We start from the raw sequence: 18838 nt of genomic DNA, 5'->3' as shown, positions 1-18838 counted from the left end.
TTTTTGTCTCCATTACAATACATCGGTTGAAAAAACAAATAAGCAATATGAGCGCTGTCACGCCCATATTGCTTATTCTCGTGTTATGTTAACTCTGGCCAAAATGCTTGATTTGCCACAATTAAGTCGTCTAAAATATCTTTTGCTACTTTAGCACTTGGCACCGTTTTCGATAATGTGATGGCCTGCCATAGTTTTTGATAGGACCCTTCTTCAAATGCTTCTACTACTAATTTTTCTACGCCAACTTGCTGCTCCATGAGACTTTTTTGAAATCTAGGAATCTCTCCAACTACTAATTTTTCTGGACCGCTGCTGCCAACGATACAAGGAATTTCGACCATGGCTGTTGGATCAAAGTTCCTAATGGCACCATTGTTCTCTACAATCATCAGCATCCGTTCCTTTTTATTAAAAGCAATGGCTCGTGCCAAATCAACAATATAAGAAGCGTGCTCATCAATGGTCAGCTTTGTTTCCTTTGCAGTTCCTTTATCAATGATGGCCTGACATTCACTAAAAACAAAAGCTTCCCGCCCCTCCATCACTTCATTGGCACGCGTGAACTCGATATTTGAATGTGCCACTTCTTCATCTGAAAATAGATAATATTTCAAATACGTATTCGGTACCGTTTTTGGATCAAGTGCTTGAATATCTTTGGCCTTTTTTAATGTGCTGTTCCAGCTCTTCTGCTGTTCTAATTCAGATGTTCCATCTGTTGCATAACCATGCTGGCTTACATGCTTAATTACCTCAGGCATTAAGCTATTTCCAGCTTTATCTCGAATATCTGTCCACCAGCCAAAATGATTTAAACCATAGTAATCGACTTCTAGTTCTTTCCGCGAAGATAAGCCTAAATTTTTTGCAATTAATTCTTCGATACCAATTGGCATATCACATATGTTTAAAATCTTGGCATTCGGCCTTAGCTTACGTGTTGCCTCTGCTACTATCGCTGCAGGGTTCGAATAGTTTAACATCCAAGCTTCAGGTGAGTATTTTTCCATATAATCAACAAGTTCTAATACACCTGGAATGGACCGCATTCCGTATGCTATCCCGCCTGGACCGCATGTTTCCTGTCCGACGACTCCATGCTTCAATGGAATTTTCTCATCTAATTCACGCATTGCATATTTGCCGACACGAATATGTGCCATCACAAAATCGACTTGAGTAAAGGCTTCTTCTGGGTCCGTGCTTGCCAGTAATCGCACTTCTGGTGCTCGTTCTTTTAACATAATCTCACATGCATCTGCAATCGTCTTTTGTCTAGCTTCATCATTATCATAGAGTTTAATTGTATGAATTGGGAACTCCTCTAGATAGTCTAACAGCATCAAAATGATCCCCGGTGTAAATGTACTTCCGCCTCCAGCGATGGTAATATTAAATTTTTTCATGATATCCAGCTCCTTTTTCAATCTAATGAAAGTTTTGTCTCAAAGGACTCTCTTACTTGCGGTACACTTAAGCCAACAATGATCTGAATGCTTTGACCACTCTTAGCCATTCCGTGCGCCCATTTATTTTTTGTAAAGTATTCTCTATCTTCCACCAAGCTAGGGTCAATCACTGTAATACGCAGACGCGTGGCACAGTTTGTCACATCTTTAATGTTTTCTTTACCGCCAAGGCCTTCTAAGAAATAAACGGCTTTCTCTTCATACTCAGACGCATAAACGGGGCCTTCTTTTTGGTCATGACCTTTTTTATGAGCATTCTCATAATCTTGTTTTGTATATAGCCTCGTCTCCTCCTCATGTTTTCGTCCTGGTAATGGAATATCAAATTTCACAATCATCCATCTAAATATGACAAAATACACTGCTGTAAAGAGAAGTCCAATCATCGCTTGGATCAGATAAGTCCCTCCATGATTTGAAGAAAGCGGAATCCAGTTCAATGCAGCTATTTCAATAAGCCCGGAACCCATCATTCCAACAACACCAAACATATTCATAATTGTCACCATGGTCGCACCAAGAAGTGCATGTATCACAAATAAATAAGGCGCGAGAAATAGAAATGTAAATTCAAGCGGTTCTGTAATTCCGGCAAATATGGCTGTTAATGTGGCCGGTAATACCAATGCCAAAACCTTTTTTCTGTTTTCTTTCGGTGTAGAAAAATACATGGCTAAAGCTATCCCTAAACAGCCGAACATCTTAATATTCCCATGCAATAAAAATCCGTATGGATAAAGATCCTTCAAATCGGAAGTGGAGGTCGCAAATTCATTTAAGTGAGCAATCCAATATGGTTTTAACCCCCCATTTACAGCCGCTGGACCAAACTCAAAAGGTGTATAAATAAAATGGTGAAGTCCTGTTGGAATTAACACCCTTTCCAAGAAATGAAACAGCCAGACACCAATATAACCAGACTGTGCCATAAACCCTTGAAGAGATTGAATCCCCTGCTGAACATAGGGCCATACAAAAGCAACGATAAAAGCAATAGGAATCATCACAAAGAATCCGATGATGACAACAAATACAAGCCCCTGGAAAATTCCAAGCATTTCAGGCAGCTTTTGATCATAAAAACGATTATGGATCCAAATGACGATTCCAGATATCATCACCGCACCAATGATACTTGTATCCAGTGTAGGTATTCCCGCAATTTCTTTTACACCCGCTACGTTCTCGACACCTTGCGATAAATCAACGCCAAAAGTAGACGGCCAAAGTGTCAAAATAGCATGAATATAATTGTTAAATACAAGATAAATCATCAAAGCTGCGAGCGTCGCACGTGCTTGCGCTTTTTTTGCAAGTGAGATGGGCAATCCAATCACAAAGGCTAATTCCATATGATTGAAAATCGTCCATCCCCCGCTTTCAATCAGTGACCAAACCTTGTACCACATCGTACCTTCTGCAGCCATTTCCCCCATAATCGCTGGATTCTTACATAAAGTCGCGAGGCCGACAACAATACCAAAAAACGCGAATAAAAGTACAGGAACTACCATAGCACTGCCAAACCGCTTGATTGCATTCATAAGCATAACCCCTTTGCTTGATCCATAACACCACTGTAAAGGTAGCGCTTACAAAAACCAATAGGTTTGACGTATTTAGAAATCAAGTTGTAACATTAGATTATATTTTCACAGGAAGAAAATATTTTCATGTTGGAGGGCACATCGCATGATACTCGACAAGCTGGTAAATGAATACTTCGAAGATTTAAATAAGAATGACCTGCACATTATTAAAACAATCCATGATCATCTTGAAGAAATGAAGACAATGAAAATTCAGGACCTTGCCCGTTATGCTCATACTTCCATCTCATCCATCCATCGGCTTGCCAAAAAAATAGGGTTCGACGGCTACAGTGACTTAAAGTCTTATGTGAAATTAAATGCTTTCACTGAAGAGACAACACAGGATTTAATGAAGCTGCTCGATCAAGATATCCAGCAGACAAGAAAATATATGGAGCAGCTGGACTTTCATCAATTAAATCAACTGATTGATCGTGCACCGTATATTTATATTTATGGTACAGGAACTGCACAGCTCGATTTGGCCAATGATGTACAGAGGCAGCTATGGTCACTGCATAAAAAATCTCAAGTATTACGAAGCAAGCGAGACTTAACAGATGGAATCATTGAATTTGGTGAGGATGACCTTTTATTTATCATTTCTTTATCGGGTGAATCGAAGAATTTAGATGAAATCATTCAATTGGTGAAAACAAGACATATCAAATTTATCAGCATGACCACATTAAGGAATAACCTCCTTGCACAAAATGCCATGTTTAACATCTATGTAAGCAGCACCCCGTTTCCCTTATATAACAAAGTGGACAACTCCAGCTTTCTGCCATTTTACATTGTGGCAGATATTATCGTCAGAAAATTTAGTGAGTGGAAAGTGAACCAATTGAATAATAGGACTTAAACATAACAGGTACAGTTTTGGAGAGAGATTCAATGTTGCTTCGCAAAAAAAAAAGAGAGACTCTTTTGTCTCTCTCAAAAAACACTGTATAACAACGGATTTGATGAAATATATCTACTTGCGGCTGCCTTTTCCTATGAATGTTATTCAGCAGTATAATGCCCAGCAATCAGTTCATCAAACGAATCCGCTAATTTGAAATCCGTCTCATCTTCTAGATCAAAGTAGTGAATCGGTGGATGTTCCTTCGTTTCTCTGTAATCCAATGCAATCCACGTATGACCATCACCAGAAATGAGCACAAGTCCCTCAGGCAATTCCCATTCTTCTATTAAATAATCACTATCCATAATGCCTTCATTTTTGGCAATTCCTCTTAAATGATCAAATGACACATGATCCTCTGCCCATCCATTCGGTTGATCCGTTGGAAAAGCATTATGCAGGGTATACCCGCCATTTTGTTCGAGGATAAGTTTCTTATATGTATCAGGCAAGATGACGCCTAGCTTCTTTTCCGCTCAAATAAAATACCTCCAATTGTTATTTCTATCTCATTTTACCATTTAAGCGAACTAGTTTAATAGTCCTATTAAATAAAAAAAAGAAGGGTTCCCCCTCCTCTTTTTGGTCATGATTGTTCTTGATTTCTCGCTTCAAATTCATCCAGCATTGCACGCACTTCGTCTGTTGATGATGTGTTCATTAATTGATTTCTTAAGAAACTCGCTCCTCTGAATCCTTTTACATAAATCTTAAAGAAACGGTGCAGTGCCTTGAATGGACGCAAACCTAGTGATGAGTATTGATCATGGAGATCAAGATGTAATCTTAAAAGACCGAGCAGTTCATCACTTGTATGCTCCTTTGGCTCTTTTTCAAAAGCAAATGGGTTATGGAAAATCCCGCGCCCAATCATCACGCCGTCCACTCCATACTGTTCAGCGAGCTTTAAGCCTGTTTGACGATCAGGAATATCACCATTGATTGTCAAAAGAGTATCAGGTGCTACTTCATCACGAAGTTTTTTGATCTCAGGAATGAGCTCCCAATGCGCATCCACCTGGCTCATTTCCTTTCTTGTGCGAAGGTGGATCGATAAATTCACAATGTCTTGCTCCAAAATGTGTCTAAGCCATCCGCGCCATTCATCGACTTCGGTAAAACCAAGTCTTGTTTTGACGCTGACAGGTAATCCCCCTGCTTTTGCCGCTTGAATCAGCTCTGCCGCAACATCTGGGCGAAGAATCAATCCACTGCCCTTTCCGTTTTGCGTGACATTCGGGACAGGACAGCCCATATTAATATCAAGCCCCTGAAATCCTAACTCCGCCATTCCAATGCTCATCTGTCTAAAGTTCTCAGGCTTGTCTCCCCAAATATGAGCAACAATCGGCTGCTCATCCTCTGTAAACGTTAAACGCCCCTTCACACTTTGAATACCATCAGGGTGACAATAACTCTCACTGTTCGTAAACTCTGTAAAAAACACATCCGGTCTCGCCGCCTCACTTACGACATGACGAAACACAACATCTGTCACTTCTTCCATTGGTGCTAATATAAAAAATGGCCGCGGTAAATCACGCCAGAAATTTTTACTCATCTTTCATCCAATTCCTCTCATGACATAGCGCCTAAAGGGCATGTCCTTCTGTAAATTCTTTCAGCAATTTTTATCATTATATACTTTAATATGAACCGTGCAAAATTGCAAAAAAGGACATTTGGTGATGAATTGCGGGATAAAAATATTAATTCCACTTCCAAATATCATTTTTTAGGCCGATTGAACATACAAAAATAAAAACATCCCGATATCGATGTTTTTCACAGAATCGGGATGTCACAATACATTACTGATTAATCACAAGACTTGCTACACATTCTACATGGTTGGTATGCGGAAACATATCCACAGGCTGCACTTCCTCTGTCACATACCCGCCATCTTCAAGAATGCGCAAATCACGAGCTAGCGTCCCAGGATTACAGGAAACATAAACAACTCGTTTTGGTTTCATCTTTAAAATGGTGTCAAGCAGTGCTTCGTCACAGCCTTTTCTTGGCGGATCAACGACTAATGTATCTGCTTTAATGCCTTCTTTGTACCAATTCGGAATAACCGCTTCTGCTTCACCGACTGCGAATTCAACATTGTTGATTCCGTTTAAGGCAGCATTGCGTTTTGCATCTTCAATTGCTTCTAGAACAATTTCAACCCCATATACTCTGCCTGCTTTTTGTGCGAGAAATAAGGAAATCGTACCGATTCCACAGTAAGCATCGATGACGGTTTCTTCGCCTTGTAGCTCTGCATATTCAAGCGCTTTGTCGTAAAGTACCTTTGTTTGGGCTGGGTTCACTTGATAAAATGAGCGGGCTGAAATGGCAAATTTGATGTCGCCAATCGTGTCATAAATGTATTCTTCGCCCCATAAAACGGTTGTTTCGTCTCCGAAAATGACATTTGTTTTCTTTGAATTCACGTTTTGTACAATTGACCGAACGTGTGGGAAGCGTGCTATAATCTGCTCAATCACCTGCTGCTTTTGCGGAAAGTCAGCCGTTCTAGTAACAAACACAACCATCATTTCACCTGTTGCCATACCGTAGCGAACCATCACATGACGCAGCCAGCCTTTGTGCCGCTCTTCGTTATATGCTTTGATGCCAAACGCATTGCATATGTCTTTTACTGCCTGTACCACTTTGTCGTTTTCTGATTGTTGAATTAAACATTTTTCCATATCAATGATTTCATGGGTACGCTGCTGATAAAATCCTGCAACAAGTCCGCCTTCGCGTTCACCAATTGGAACTTGTGCTTTGTTTCTGTAATTCCAAGGATCTTCCATGCCGAGTACAGGATGAACTTTTACACGGCTCATATCAAGCTTGCCGATCCGCTCTAAAACGTCCTTTACTTGTTTCTGTTTAAATAGCAGCTGGCCTTCATAACTCATATGCTGAATTTGACAGCCGCCGCACTGCTTGTAAATGGGACATGGCGCATCTTGCCTGTGCTGACTTTCCTTTGTCAGCTCCATGAGTCGTCCAAAAGCAAATCCTTTTTTGACTCGTGTAACTTTGATTTTCCCTTGTTCGTCAGGAAGGGCATTCGGTACAAAGACAGGGAATCCTTCAATTTTCGCTACACCTGCACCTTCATGCGTTAAGTCTTCGAAGGTTACATTGTAGTATTCATTCTTTTCAACAGGCGGTTTCATTTTCACCAATTTTATCACCTCATTTGCAAAGAAAAACTTGGCCGCCATAAGGAACCAAGTTCAGTCTTCACCCTATTTTTTCAGCTGTTGCTTTTGGCACAATAAATTCAATATGGCGATACAGGTTTTCAAATTCACCTGGCAGCATGCCGCCGTATTCACCATCTAAATTTAATTGCATTTTATCTTTTACATCTACCTTCACGCGATTCGCTTTTGCGTAGATGACATTGTTATCATGAATATGCTCGCCTCTGAGTGCAAGGCTGACCACTCGAATGGCTTCTGCTAGATTGACCTTCTTTAGAATGATCAGGTCAAACATCCCATCATCTAAAATGGAATCTGGCGCTAGTTTTTCAAAGCCGCCTACTGAGTTTGTGAGTGAAACAAGAAACAGCATGATTTCTCCATGAAACAATTTGCCGTCATATTCAATTTCGACTTCTGTCGGGCGGATAGAAGGAAGCATCTCCATGCCTTTTAAATAATAAGCAAGCTGTCCAAGCATGGTCTTCAGTTTACTAGGCACCTCATAGGTGAGCTCTGTTAACCGGCCGCCGCCAGCAATATTAATAAAATAATGGCCATTGACTTTACCGATATCAAGCGGCTTCGCTACACCCTCAATAATGGCATCTGTCGCTTTCAAAACACCTTCTCGTGGAATTCCAAGTGCTCTTGCGAAGTCATTTGTTGTTCCAACTGGAATAATTCCTAGTTTTGGTCTTTTTTCAAGCGGTGCTAGTCCGTTGACGACTTCATTGATCGTGCCGTCTCCACCTGCTGCTACAATTAAATCAAAATCTCTCTGTGCGGCTTTTTCTGCTGCTTGCGTGGCATCTCCTGCACATGTCGTCGCATGACAAGAAGTTTCATAGCCAGCTTGTTCAAATTTTTGCAAAACCTGCGGTAAATTCTTCTTGAAGAGTTCACGCCCAGATGTCGGATTGTATATAATTCGAGCACGTTTCATTCATCATCATCCTATATTCATTATGCAATCTATTTTCACCACTAACAACCTTTAATTATACTATGAGATTTGAAAATGGCAACAAAACAACCACCTAATATGTGAAATCTCCTACCACATTTCCCGCAGCAAGAAAGCATTCTGATAAGATAAAAGAAAACGCTGTAAAGGATGATATGCGATGAAAAAGCCTGTCTATTTTAATCATGACGGCGGTGTTGATGACCTCGTCTCTTTATTTCTTCTCCTTCAAATGGAACATCTGAAAGTCATCGGAATGTCTGTGATTCCTGCTGATTGTTATTTAGAGCCTGCTCTCAGTGCATCTCAAAAAATCATTGATCGATTCAGCCCTTATGAAATTGAAGTCGCTGCTTCAACTTCTAGAGGCGTCAATCCATTTCCGAAGGAGTGGCGCATGCATGCTTTTTATGTAGATGCTCTGCCAATTTTAAACGAAAAAGGCACTGTTGATACAAAGGTGTCCAAGCTGCCAGCACACCTTCATCTGATTGAAACGGTTAAGAAGGCAAAAGAACCTGTCACCCTGCTCTTTACTGGTCCGCTCACAGATCTTGCACGCGCTTTAGAAGAAGATCCTTCGATCTCTAATAAAATTGAGAAATTGGTGTGGATGGGCGGCACGTTCCTTGAAAAAGGCAATGTTGAAGAACCCGAGCATGACGGGACAGCAGAATGGAATGTTTTTTGGGACCCTTATGCTGTGAGCACTGTCTTTCAGGAACCGTTCCCTATTGAAATGGTCGCACTTGAAAGTACAAATCAAGTCCCGCTTACACTTGATGTACGTCAGCGCTGGGCTTCTCTTCGTTCTCATATTGGAATAGATTTTATCGGTCAGTGCTACGCCTTTTGCCCGCCGCTCATTCATCATGAAACGAACTCGACGTATTACTTATGGGATGTGCTGACAACGATTACTCTTGCATCTACATCATTTACCCGTTCGAAAGAAGTTAATGCGATCGTTTATACCGAGACGCCTAGACAAGGTCGCACTGAAGAGCATCCAGATGGAAAATCAATTCAAGTGATTGACCATGTAGATCGTGATGCCTTTTTCCACGCATTTGAAGAGCTTATGAGAAAAGCTGTTTGTCAGATTTCAAAATAAAAAAAGCCCCGCCAATGAGCGGGGCTTCCTCTTATTCTTCTTCTGCGTACTTTTTCTTACGTCTAAACTTGCTTAACATTTCATACACGATTGGCACGATGACCAATGTGAGAAGTGTAGAACTTGTTAAACCGCCAATTACGGTTACGCCAAGTCCTTTTGATACGATCTGACTTCCGCCTTCAAATCCTAATGCGAGTGGCAGCAGTGCACCGATCGTCGCAAGTGCCGTCATTAAGATCGGGCGTAATCTTGTTGTTCCAGCTTCAAGTAATGCTTCTCTTGTTGAGAGACCTTCTTTTTCTTTATGAATCACGCGGTCAATCAAGACAATGGCATTTGTTACAACGATACCGATCAGCATGAGCAATCCAATCATGGCATTTAAGCTGATGGTTTCTTTTGCTATAAACAATCCAAGCAGTGCACCAATAATCGTAAATGGCAGTGAGAAGAGAATCGCAAATGGTGCAAGTCCTCCGCCAAATGTGATGACGAGAACGAGATACACAATGGCAATCGCTGCAAGCATTGCAAGGCCAAGCTGTGTAAAGGATTCCTCAATATCCGCACTTACGCCGCCTGTGTCAATCGTTACGCCAGATTTTAGATCAAGCTTGTCGACTTTCTTCTGAACATCCTGCGTTACACTTGAGACGTCGTCTGTTGTCATGTCACCAGACACTTCTGCGTAGATTTTCCCATCACGTTTTGTCACCGTATTTGCTGTCGTACCATCTTTTACTTTGACGACATCACCAATACGGACTTCTTGCCCTGTTGGTGTGGTGATCTTTTTATTTTCTAAATCTTTTTTGCTCTTATATTCATCTTTTTCCGTTTGAAGCTTCACATCAAGTTCTTTGCCGTCCTCGGTGACTTTCGTCAGTGTTGTTTCACTATTTTGAGGTGCAATCGCTTGAGCGATTTGTGAAGCAGTTAGACCTAGTTTCGCTAGTTTTTCTTGATCTGCATTAAACGTATATTCGTCGTATTTCTCAGATAAGCTTGTGCTGACATTTTTCAGGTTTTTCTCATCTTTTAAGATGTTCTCAACATCTTTTACTGTGCCTTCAATATCACTTGCTTTATCCCCGTACACATAGTACGTCACCGTATTGCTTGCACCAGCAGATGAGAAGTCTTGTGATTTCCATTCCCCTTTAGATGCTTTATCTTGCAGAGCTTTGACCACGCGATCTTTTTCTTTATCAAAGTTTGGCGTGTCATCATCATATTGTACGAAGAATAATGCACCGTTAGAGTTACCGCCAACACTTGCTGTCATGGCATTTGAAGAGCCTAGTGAATACTGAACTGTATTGACATGATCACGTTTCATCAAATAATCTTCAGCTTTTTTCGTTTCATCAATTGCTTGCTCTCTCGTTTGTCCAGGCTCTGGCGTGTATGTCACCATGGCCGTTTTCTCTGCTTCCTGTGGTAAGAAGCTGACACCGACAAGTGGTGCTAAGAATAAGCTTCCGACAAGCATAAGAATGGCAATTCCTGATGTGATCCATTTATGGTTGAGTGTCCAATTAAGTACACGTCTATAACCGCCAGCAAGCTTGCTTGGTTTATGTTCTTTTACTTTTTTCGCTGTGCCGTAGAGATTCTTTTTAAATAGACTGTGTGCCATCATTGGAACAATTGTAATGGCGACAAGCAGTGAAGCAAGTAACGCAAACACAATCGTTAGGGCAAATGGGATGAATAGTTCACCAATCATTCCACCTACTAATGCTAACGGTAAGAATACTGCAATAGTCACAATAGTCGAAGACATAATCGGGATAAACATTTCTTTTGTGGCTTCTCTGACGAGTGCCTTGCCTTTTAATGGTTCATCCTTTAATGCCATTCGTCGATAGATGTTTTCTATGACCACAATCGAGTCATCGACAACACGCCCAATGGCGACGGTCATGGCACCAAGTGTCATGATATTTAATGTAATATCCAGCTGATTTAATAATAAAACAGCAATCAACAGAGATAACGGAATGGAAATGACCGAAATTAATGTTGATTTGATATCTCGAAGGAACAACATAATGATAATGATCGCAAAGATTGCTCCGATGATCGCCTTGTTCAGCATTGTGCTGACAGACTCTTTAATCGGTCCTGCTTGATCATATGTGGTACTTACTTTGATGCCTTTGTTGTCTTTTTTAAATTTCTCAAGCTCTTTTGTCACTTCTTCTGCTACACTCACTGTGTTGGCATCAGAACCTTTAACAATTTGCAGACCGATACTGTCTTTTCCGTTCGTTCTAGAGATCGATTCTGCATCTTTTACGACTTTAATATCTGCTATCTCAGATAGCTTGATCGTCGGCAGCTCTACAGATTGACTGCTTGCTGCACCTCCACCTGCTTGCTGTTGAGCTGCTGCTTGCTGCTGACTTGCACTTCCAGCCTGCTGCTCCGCACCTTGCGCACCTGGGTTTTCTGAGCCGTTAGAAGGTGCTCCAGCTCCAGCGCTTCCCGCACCGCCGCCTGCACTTGGTGTGACTGGAATACGCATGTTTTTCAAATCTTTGACGCTTAAAATATTGCCGTCCACGACAACTGATTTTTGTTTGTTGCCAAATGTGTATAGACCTAATGGTACATTCACATCAGAGCCTTTGATCATGTTTTGGACGGTATCTTCATTTAGACCGTATTCTTTCAATTTCTTTTGTTTAAACGAAAATTCTACTTCTTTGATTTGCTGTCCTGAAGTTTCGACAGAAGAGACACCGTCTAATCCTTGAAGTGAAGGAACGAGATCATTTTCTACTTTTTGTGTAAGGTCTTGTAATGATTCTTTATCACCAGAGACACTAAGAGCTAGGATTGGAATCGCATTAATACTAAAGCGTGCGATTTTAGGTTTTTCTGCATTTTCAGGGAAATCGATATTGCTAATCGCATCTTCAATTTCCTTTTTTGCTTCATCCATGTCTTTGTTGTAATCGTACTCGATTTGAATGGATGATGCATTTTCAAATGAATTAGAAGTGACCACGCTGACCCCATTGAGGTTTTGAATCGATTTTTCAATTGGATCTGTCACCTTATCTGATACTTCGTCCGGCGTTGCGCCAGGGTACGTTGTAGAAACCGTAATGACTGGCGTGTTGATATTCGGGATTGATTCTTGTTTCATATTCAATCCGGCATATAGACCAGCAACTGTTACGATAATCGTCATGAGCCATACAGCGAACTTATTCTTTAATACAAAATTGATGATCGAATTCATTATATCCTCCATTTTCCTTTATGTATTGACTGACTGGTCATTCTATATCATAATAAACGGTGATATACAATGCCGTCAACCATTTCACTTGCGTTTGACGTAACATTCTAAAGCTGAAGGGGCCTTATTTCATGAACGAAAAAAAAGAAAAAATCATTAAAGCAAGCATCCAATTGTTTGCGAAAAAGGGTTTTTCTTCTACGACCATTCAGGAAATTGCAGATGAATGCGGAATATCAAAAGGCGCATTTTATTTACATTTCAAATCAAAAGAACAGCTTTTCAACCGAGCGTTTGAATATTATATCGACACTTCGATGCAAACTATCGAAATGATTCGAAAAGAGAATCAGCATCTCGCGCCGAGAGAGATCTTTCAGAAACAAATCGCTGAACAGTTTCAGCATTTTGCTGAGAACAAGGATTTTATCATTCTGATCCTCAGCGAGAACATTATTCCGGAAAACCAGCAGATTAAAAAGTATTCAAAAACTGTGAAAAAGCAAATGAACGATGAAATTCAAATTTCCATCTTGACCACTTATGGACAGGAAATCGAACCATATATAACTGACCTGTCAGTCATGATTCAAGGAATTATCCAATCATATGTGCAGGTTCTGCTTTTACAGGATCAAATGAAATTATCATTTGATGAGCTCTCATCCTTTATACTCGAACGGTTTGATGATCTTGTTCACGGCTTGCTTCGTTCTCAGACGAAGCCGATTTTGAAGCAAAGCATTTGGGATGATGAAGCGCCGAGTGCTGCTTCCCTTCAAGAGGAGCTTCGCTTGTTAAAGCTTGAGCATCTGCTTTCAGATGATACCGTTGTATCCATTGAAGTGATTGAAGAAGAGCTGGCAAAAGCTGAACCTCGAAAGCCAGTCATCCAAGGAATGCTGACGAATTTAGAAAAGTGTGAGGAGCCTGCTGTTCTAAGAGCAGTGGAGCAATTGAAGCTGTTTCTTCAGTAACATGTCGTGCTGTTTTTCGATTTAGCTCACCTTTCCCCCTTCGAATGTGCACTTTCGCTTATGCTTCATTATAAGAAAAGATTCTCTAAATTGATATACGGCGGTGGTCTGAATCTATGTTAAGACCCTGTCATTTCAAGCAAAAAAACCGCCTATTTCATCAGGCGGTTTTTTTGCGATTTAGCGTTTTTTGATTTCTTCAAGGAGAATCTTGTTCACCATCGGCGGGTTAGCTTGGCCCTTCGATGCTTTCATGATTTGTCCGACTAAGAAACCAATCGCGCGGTCTTTACCATTTTTAAAGTCTTCAATGGATTGCGGGTTGTTATCAAGTGCTTCTGTGACAAGTTTGAGCAGTGCACCTTCGTCAGAAATTTGGACAAGTCCTTTTTCTTTGACGATTGTTTCTGCATCTCCTCCATTTTCAATGAGCTCTTTGAATACCTTTTTCGCAATCTTGGAGGAAATTGTTCCTTTTTCAATAAGCTTGATCATGCCAGCAAGTCCTTGCGGCGTTAGCTTTGTATCGTCCAGCTCTTTTTGAGCAGAGTTTAAGTAAGCAGATACTTCACCCATGAGCCAGTTCGATGCTTGCTTCGCTTCTGCACCTTCTGAAATGGTCGCTTCAAAGAAATCAGACATTTCTTTCGTCAGCGTGAGTACCATTGCATCGTATGCAGGGAGTCCAAGCTCATCGATATAGCGTTTGCGGCGCTCGTCTGGAAGCTCTGGGATCGATGCTCTTACGCGTTCTTTCCACTCGTCATCAATGTATAGTTCCACCAAATCCGGTTCTGGGAAGTAGCGGTAATCATCAGATCCCTCTTTGACACGCATCAGGATCGTCTTTTTAGACGCTTCGTCATAACGGCGGGTTTCCTGTTCGATCAAGCCGCCAGAAAGCAATACTTGCTCTTGACGCTTTTCTTCGAATTCAAGGCCTTTTTGTACGAAAGCGAATGAGTTCAAGTTTTTGAGCTCTGTCTTTGTACCAAACTCTTCACGGCCGATTGGGCGAAGAGAAATATTGGCATCACAGCGAAGTGAGCCTTCTTCCATCTTACAGTCAGAAACGCCTGTATATTGAATAATGGATTTTAATTTTTCTAAGTAAGCATACGCTTCTTCTGGCGTGCGAATGTCTGGCTCAGATACGATTTCAACAAGCGGTGTGCCTTGACGGTTGAAATCGACGAGTGAGTAACCGTCGCCTGTGTGCGTCAGTTTCCCTGCATCCTCTTCCAAATGGAGACGCGTAATACCGATTCGTTTTGTTTTGCCTTCTACTTCAATTTCAATCCAGCCGTTTTCACCGATCGGTTTATCAAATTGAGAAATTTGATACGCCTTTGGGTTATCAGGATAGAAATAGTTTTTACGGTCAAATTTTGTATCTGTTGCGATTTCACAGTTCAGCGCCATGGCCGCTTTCATCGCAAAGTTCACCGCTTCTTTGTTCAGTACAGGCAGTACGCCAGGATATCCAAGGTCGATGACACTTGTTTGCGTGTTGGCAGCTGCACCAAAAGGTGTCGGCGAGCTTGAGAAAATTTTCGATTGTGTTTTTAGCTCTACGTGGACTTCAAGTCCAATTACCGTTTCAAAGTTCATTCTGATTCACCCCTTACAGTTCAGGTTTTGCTTTATGATGATCTGTTGCTTGCTCAAAAGCGTGAGCCACGCGGTACACTGTTCCTTCGTCAAAGTGCTTGCCGATGATTTGCAGTCCTAACGGAAGGCCATTTGCAAACCCACAAGGCACACTGATTCCTGGAACGCCTGCAAGGTTAACAGGGATCGTTAAAATATCGTTTGCATACATGGTTAGCGGGTCGCTTGTCTTTTCACCAATGTTAAATGCAGGAGTCGGCGTTGTTGGTCCTACAATGACATCATACTTTTCGAAAACATCTTCAAAGTCTTTTTTGATCAATGTACGGACTTTTTGCGCTTTTTTATAGTACGCATCGTAATATCCTGAGCTTAGCGCGAATGTACCAAGCATGATGCGGCGCTTCACTTCGTCTCCGAAGCCTTCAGAACGAGTATTTTTGTATAAATCAATCAGGTTGTCTGCATTATCTGTACGGTAGCCATAGCGGATGCCGTCAAAACGTGCAAGGTTTGCAGATGCTTCTGAAGAAGACAGTAAGTAGTAAGTCGCAAGCGCGTATTTAGAATGCGGAAGAGACACTTCTTCCCACGAAGCACCAAGTCCTTCTAATACTTTTAACGCTTGAAGAACAGATTCTTTCGCTTCCTCGCCAACACCTTCGCCAAGGTATTCTTTCGGCACAGCAATTTTCAAGCCTTTGATGTCGCCAGTTAATGAAGAAAGAAAATCTGGGACATCGACATTTGCGCTTGTTGCGTCCATTTGATCGACACCTGCAATTGCTTGAAGAACATATGCGTTGTCCTCTACATTACGTGTAATCGGACCAATTTGGTCTAATGATGAAGCAAATGCGATTAATCCGTATCTGGATACACGGCCATATGTCGGCTTAAGACCGACAACCCCGCAGAAAGATGCCGGCTGACGAATAGAACCGCCAGTATCTGAACCAAGTGAGAACGGTACTTCACCTGCTGCAACAGAAGCTGCTGATCCACCGCTCGATCCGCCTGGAACGGTGTTTAAATTCCATGGGTTTTTCGTCGCTTTGTAGCCTGAGTTCTCCGTAGAAGATCCCATTGCGAATTCGTCCATATTTAATTTACCGATTGTGACTGCTTCTGCGTCTCTTAAGCGGTTCACAACGGTTGCATCATAAATCGGATCAAAGTTTTGCAGGATTTTACTTGAAGCTGTTGTACGCAAATCCTTTGTAACAATGTTATCTTTCACACCGATCGGCATACCGAACAATAGACCAAGCTCGTCCTTTTCACCAACCGCCTCGTCCAATTCCTTTGCATACGCACGTGCTTTTTCTTCGTCCAGTGCAAGGAATGCTTGTACTTTCCCGTCTACTTCATTGATTCGTTTATAAGACTCGTCCACTAAATCAGAAACAGACAGTTCCTTTTTATGTAAAAGCTCTTTTAATTCAGAAATTTTGTGATCAAACAGTGACATGTCTCGGGCCTCCTTTAGTCCAAAATTGATGGCACACGAATATAACCGTCTTTATGATCAGGCGCGTTTTTGACGACTGCCTCAATGGAAAGACCTTTATTCGGAACATCTTCTCTCATGACGTTTTTCATTTTTAATACGTGTGTAGTAGGTTCAACGTTTTCCGTATCTACCTCGTTTAACTGCTCTGCAAATGAAATGATGCTATCAAGCTGTTCTGTAAACATCTCAGCTTCTTCTTCTGTAATCGCAAGCCTTGCTAAATGGGCAACGTGCTTGACTTCTTCTATTGAAATTCTTGACATGCAGGTTCACCTCCAAAAATGATGCGTACTCGTGGTCATGATCATAAGTCATATACACTTTATCATATCAAATTTTACTGTTCTAAAGCAACTTTACGAAGGTGCGGTGAAAGGTTCGTTTTCTTGAAAACGTCTTCTTATCAAACCAATAAATGAAATGTTCATCAAGTGACTCTTTATTTTTCAGAAAATTTTTACTTTTGTTTATTTTTGTAATCGCTTACATACTGGTTCTTATCACCGATCTGTCCATTATTTCTTCAAAATGAAGAGGTTTAGGCAGGTTGATCACTTGGGAATACTCTGTTAGGTTAAGTAACCATAGCAGTGAGCGGGACAGTCAGGCAAAAAAGCTGCCATCGCTCTTCTGTATATTTTGATTGAGGTGATGTCAAATTAATACGAAAAAGGTGAGAACACAAAATGAGTATTGAAGTTACAATTTCCTTATCTATTTATTTTATCGGGATGCTTGCCATTGGCTGGTATGCATTCAGGAAAACACATGATTTAAATGATTATATGCTTGGCGGACGCGGGCTTGGCCCGTTCGTTACAGCCCTTTCAGCAGGTGCTGCGGACATGAGCGGATGGATGCTGATGGGTGTGCCAGGTGAGATGTATAAAACAGGTTTATCGACAGCCTGGCTTGCGATTGGTTTAATCGTTGGTGCTTACTTGAACTACCTCATTCTTGCACCTCGTTTACGTTCTTATACAGAGATTGCGGATGATGCGATTACGATTCCTGATTTCTTTGATAAACGATTCAAAGGATCATCTGCTTTATTAAAAGCTGTTTCAGCCGTCATCATTTTAATTTTCTTTACGCTGTATACATCGTCTGGGATGGTATCAGGCGGACGTTTATTTGAGTCAGCATTCGGTGCTCACTACATGTTTGGACTGATTTTGACGTCAAGTATTGTCATTTTGTATACATTGTTCGGCGGATTTTTGGCAGTGAGCTTAACGGACTTTGTCCAAGGAGCTATCATGTTTTTAGCATTAGTGCTCGTGCCGATCGTTGCCTTTACACAATTAGGCGGACCTGTTGCTACATTCCAAGATATTCAACAGATTGACCCTAAATTGCTTGATATTTTTAGAGGAACGAGCGTCATTGGCATTATTTCCTTCCTTGCTTGGGGACTAGGTTACTTTGGACAGCCGCATATTATCGTGCGCTTTATGGCCATTACGTCTGTTAAAGATTTAAAACCAGCACGCCGAATTGGAATGAGCTGGATGATTATTTCAGTGATTGGATCACTGTCTGTCGGTTTAGTGGGTGTTGCCTATGTTCATGAAACAGGTATGAATCTTGCTGATCCTGAAACCATCTTTATCGTTTTTTCTAAAGTATTGTTCCATCCATATATCACTGGATTTTTACTTTCTGCCATTTTAGCTGCGATTATGAGTTCAATATCGTCTCAGCTGCTTGTCACAGCAAGTGCCATGACAGAGGATCTATACAGAACGTTCTTTAGAAAAACAGCATCAGACAAAGAGCTCGTCATGATCGGCCGGATGTCTGTACTCGTTGTCGCTGTGATTGCTCTCTGCCTTTCACTTAACCCAAGTGACACCATTCTTGACCTTGTCGGTTATGCGTGGGCAGGATTTGGTTCTTCATTTGGTCCAGTCATCTTGCTTTGCCTATACTGGAAACGAATGAATCATCACGGTGCCCTAGTTGGAATGATCGTTGGTGCAGTTGTGGTTTTGACATGGATTACAACAGGCCTCAACCATGCTACAGGTATTTATGAAATGATTCCAGGCTTTACCCTTAGTGGATTAGCTGCCATTATTGTGAGCTTATTGACACGTAAGCCGTCAAAAGCATCAAAACAGCTATTTCACAAAATGGAAGATCATCTTGAAGAAGAAACAAAATAAAGAATTGAAGAGTCATCTGCCCTATGCGGATGACTCTCTTTTT

General features: G+C 41.3%; 13 protein-coding genes and 1 pseudogene. 4 read left to right on the top strand and 10 right to left on the bottom strand.

What is annotated here, in order from left to right; genetic code table 11:
- Positions 1–83 precede the first annotated feature (83 nt).
- Positions 84–1409, bottom strand: a complete 1326-nt coding sequence (locus MHB69_RS03395) for a 6-phospho-alpha-glucosidase (protein WP_342496004.1) — start codon at positions 1407–1409, stop codon at positions 84–86.
- Positions 1410–1426: 17 nt separating this feature from the next.
- On the bottom strand, positions 1427–3016 hold the full coding sequence (locus MHB69_RS03390) for an alpha-glucoside-specific PTS transporter subunit IIBC (RefSeq protein ID WP_342496003.1): 1590 nt from the start codon (positions 3014–3016) through the stop codon (positions 1427–1429).
- 148 nt (positions 3017–3164) lie between these two features.
- On the opposite strand from MHB69_RS03390, the gene MHB69_RS03385 reads away from it, so the two are divergent.
- A complete protein-coding gene (locus MHB69_RS03385) occupies positions 3165–3929 on the top strand; it encodes a MurR/RpiR family transcriptional regulator (RefSeq protein ID WP_046314093.1) in 765 nt (254 codons plus the stop codon).
- Positions 3930–4075: 146 nt separating this feature from the next.
- Here the strand turns inward: MHB69_RS03385 and MHB69_RS03380 are convergent.
- The 4 genes and pseudogenes from MHB69_RS03380 to MHB69_RS03365 all read right to left on the bottom strand — a co-directional run.
- Positions 4076–4450, bottom strand: a pseudogene (locus tag MHB69_RS03380) (SMI1/KNR4 family protein); the annotation flags it as partial.
- Between the two features lie 110 nt (positions 4451–4560).
- Positions 4561–5535, bottom strand: a complete 975-nt coding sequence (locus MHB69_RS03375) for a tRNA-dihydrouridine synthase (protein WP_017366774.1) — start codon at positions 5533–5535, stop codon at positions 4561–4563.
- Between the two features lie 250 nt (positions 5536–5785).
- A complete protein-coding gene (rlmD, locus tag MHB69_RS03370) occupies positions 5786–7165 on the bottom strand; it encodes a 23S rRNA (uracil(1939)-C(5))-methyltransferase RlmD (protein WP_342496002.1) in 1380 nt (459 codons plus the stop codon).
- A gap of 61 nt (positions 7166–7226) precedes the next feature.
- On the bottom strand, positions 7227–8135 hold the full coding sequence (locus MHB69_RS03365) for a diacylglycerol kinase (protein ID WP_024424554.1): 909 nt from the start codon (positions 8133–8135) through the stop codon (positions 7227–7229).
- Positions 8136–8316: 181 nt separating this feature from the next.
- Here MHB69_RS03365 and MHB69_RS03360 point away from each other — a divergent pair, with 181 nt between their 5' ends.
- The gene (locus MHB69_RS03360) at positions 8317–9270 is read left to right on the top strand and encodes a nucleoside hydrolase (protein ID WP_342496001.1); all 954 of its coding nucleotides are present in this window, start codon (positions 8317–8319) and stop codon (positions 9268–9270) included.
- A gap of 31 nt (positions 9271–9301) precedes the next feature.
- On the opposite strand, the gene MHB69_RS03355 is transcribed toward MHB69_RS03360, so the two are convergent.
- Positions 9302–12526: an efflux RND transporter permease subunit gene (locus MHB69_RS03355; protein WP_342496000.1), complete on the bottom strand. Its 3225-nt coding sequence runs from the start codon at positions 12524–12526 to the stop codon at positions 9302–9304.
- Between the two features lie 131 nt (positions 12527–12657).
- Here MHB69_RS03355 and MHB69_RS03350 point away from each other — a divergent pair, with 131 nt between their 5' ends.
- A complete protein-coding gene (locus tag MHB69_RS03350; RefSeq protein ID WP_034282806.1) occupies positions 12658–13503 on the top strand; it encodes a TetR/AcrR family transcriptional regulator in 846 nt (281 codons plus the stop codon).
- Positions 13504–13683: 180 nt separating this feature from the next.
- Here the strand turns inward: MHB69_RS03350 and gatB are convergent, their stop codons facing one another.
- Genes gatB through gatC form a run of 3 tightly spaced genes read right to left on the bottom strand, consistent with a single transcriptional unit; the run spans position 13684 to position 16890 of the window.
- Positions 13684–15114 carry an Asp-tRNA(Asn)/Glu-tRNA(Gln) amidotransferase subunit GatB gene (gene gatB / locus MHB69_RS03345; RefSeq protein ID WP_024424551.1) on the bottom strand — a complete coding sequence of 477 codons (1431 nt, stop codon included), beginning with the start codon at positions 15112–15114 and terminating at the stop codon, positions 13684–13686.
- 13 nt (positions 15115–15127) lie between these two features.
- Positions 15128–16585 carry an Asp-tRNA(Asn)/Glu-tRNA(Gln) amidotransferase subunit GatA gene (gene gatA / locus MHB69_RS03340; RefSeq protein ID WP_024424550.1) on the bottom strand — a complete coding sequence of 486 codons (1458 nt, stop codon included), beginning with the start codon at positions 16583–16585 and terminating at the stop codon, positions 15128–15130.
- A 14-nt stretch (positions 16586–16599) separates the two neighbouring features.
- On the bottom strand, positions 16600–16890 hold the full coding sequence (gatC, locus tag MHB69_RS03335) for an Asp-tRNA(Asn)/Glu-tRNA(Gln) amidotransferase subunit GatC (protein ID WP_024424549.1): 291 nt from the start codon (positions 16888–16890) through the stop codon (positions 16600–16602).
- A 423-nt stretch (positions 16891–17313) separates the two neighbouring features.
- Between gatC and putP the strand changes: the two genes are divergently transcribed.
- Positions 17314–18795, top strand: a complete 1482-nt coding sequence (putP, locus tag MHB69_RS03330) for a sodium/proline symporter PutP (protein WP_326254447.1) — start codon at positions 17314–17316, stop codon at positions 18793–18795.
- Positions 18796–18838: the final 43 nt, after the last annotated feature.

This window comes from Bacillus sp. FSL K6-0994 (genome assembly GCF_038630815.1).
GTDB classification, from domain to species: domain Bacteria; phylum Bacillota; class Bacilli; order Bacillales; family Bacillaceae; genus Bacillus; species Bacillus safensis.
Note: the sequence above shows the minus strand (reverse complement) of the source record. Positions and strands in the feature narration are given on the sequence as shown.

Excerpts from the sequence above, each read along its gene's own strand:
- MHB69_RS03395 (WP_342496004.1), bottom strand. The coding sequence starts at position 1,409 with ATGAAAAAATTTAATATTACCATCGCTGGAGGCGGAAGTACATTTACA.
- MHB69_RS03390 (WP_342496003.1), bottom strand. The coding sequence starts at position 3,016 with ATGAATGCAATCAAGCGGTTTGGCAGTGCTATGGTAGTTCCTGTACTT.
- MHB69_RS03385 (WP_046314093.1), top strand. The coding sequence starts at position 3,165 with ATGATACTCGACAAGCTGGTAAATGAATACTTCGAAGATTTAAATAAG.
- MHB69_RS03375 (WP_017366774.1), bottom strand. The coding sequence starts at position 5,535 with ATGAGTAAAAATTTCTGGCGTGATTTACCGCGGCCATTTTTTATATTA.
- MHB69_RS03365 (WP_024424554.1), bottom strand. The coding sequence starts at position 8,135 with ATGAAACGTGCTCGAATTATATACAATCCGACATCTGGGCGTGAACTC.
- MHB69_RS03360 (WP_342496001.1), top strand. The coding sequence starts at position 8,317 with ATGAAAAAGCCTGTCTATTTTAATCATGACGGCGGTGTTGATGACCTC.
- MHB69_RS03355 (WP_342496000.1), bottom strand. The coding sequence starts at position 12,526 with ATGAATTCGATCATCAATTTTGTATTAAAGAATAAGTTCGCTGTATGG.
- MHB69_RS03350 (WP_034282806.1), top strand. The coding sequence starts at position 12,658 with ATGAACGAAAAAAAAGAAAAAATCATTAAAGCAAGCATCCAATTGTTT.
- gatB (WP_024424551.1), bottom strand. The coding sequence starts at position 15,114 with ATGAACTTTGAAACGGTAATTGGACTTGAAGTCCACGTAGAGCTAAAA.
- gatA (WP_024424550.1), bottom strand. The coding sequence starts at position 16,585 with ATGTCACTGTTTGATCACAAAATTTCTGAATTAAAAGAGCTTTTACAT.
- gatC (WP_024424549.1), bottom strand. The coding sequence starts at position 16,890 with ATGTCAAGAATTTCAATAGAAGAAGTCAAGCACGTTGCCCATTTAGCA.
- putP (WP_326254447.1), top strand. The coding sequence starts at position 17,314 with ATGAGTATTGAAGTTACAATTTCCTTATCTATTTATTTTATCGGGATG.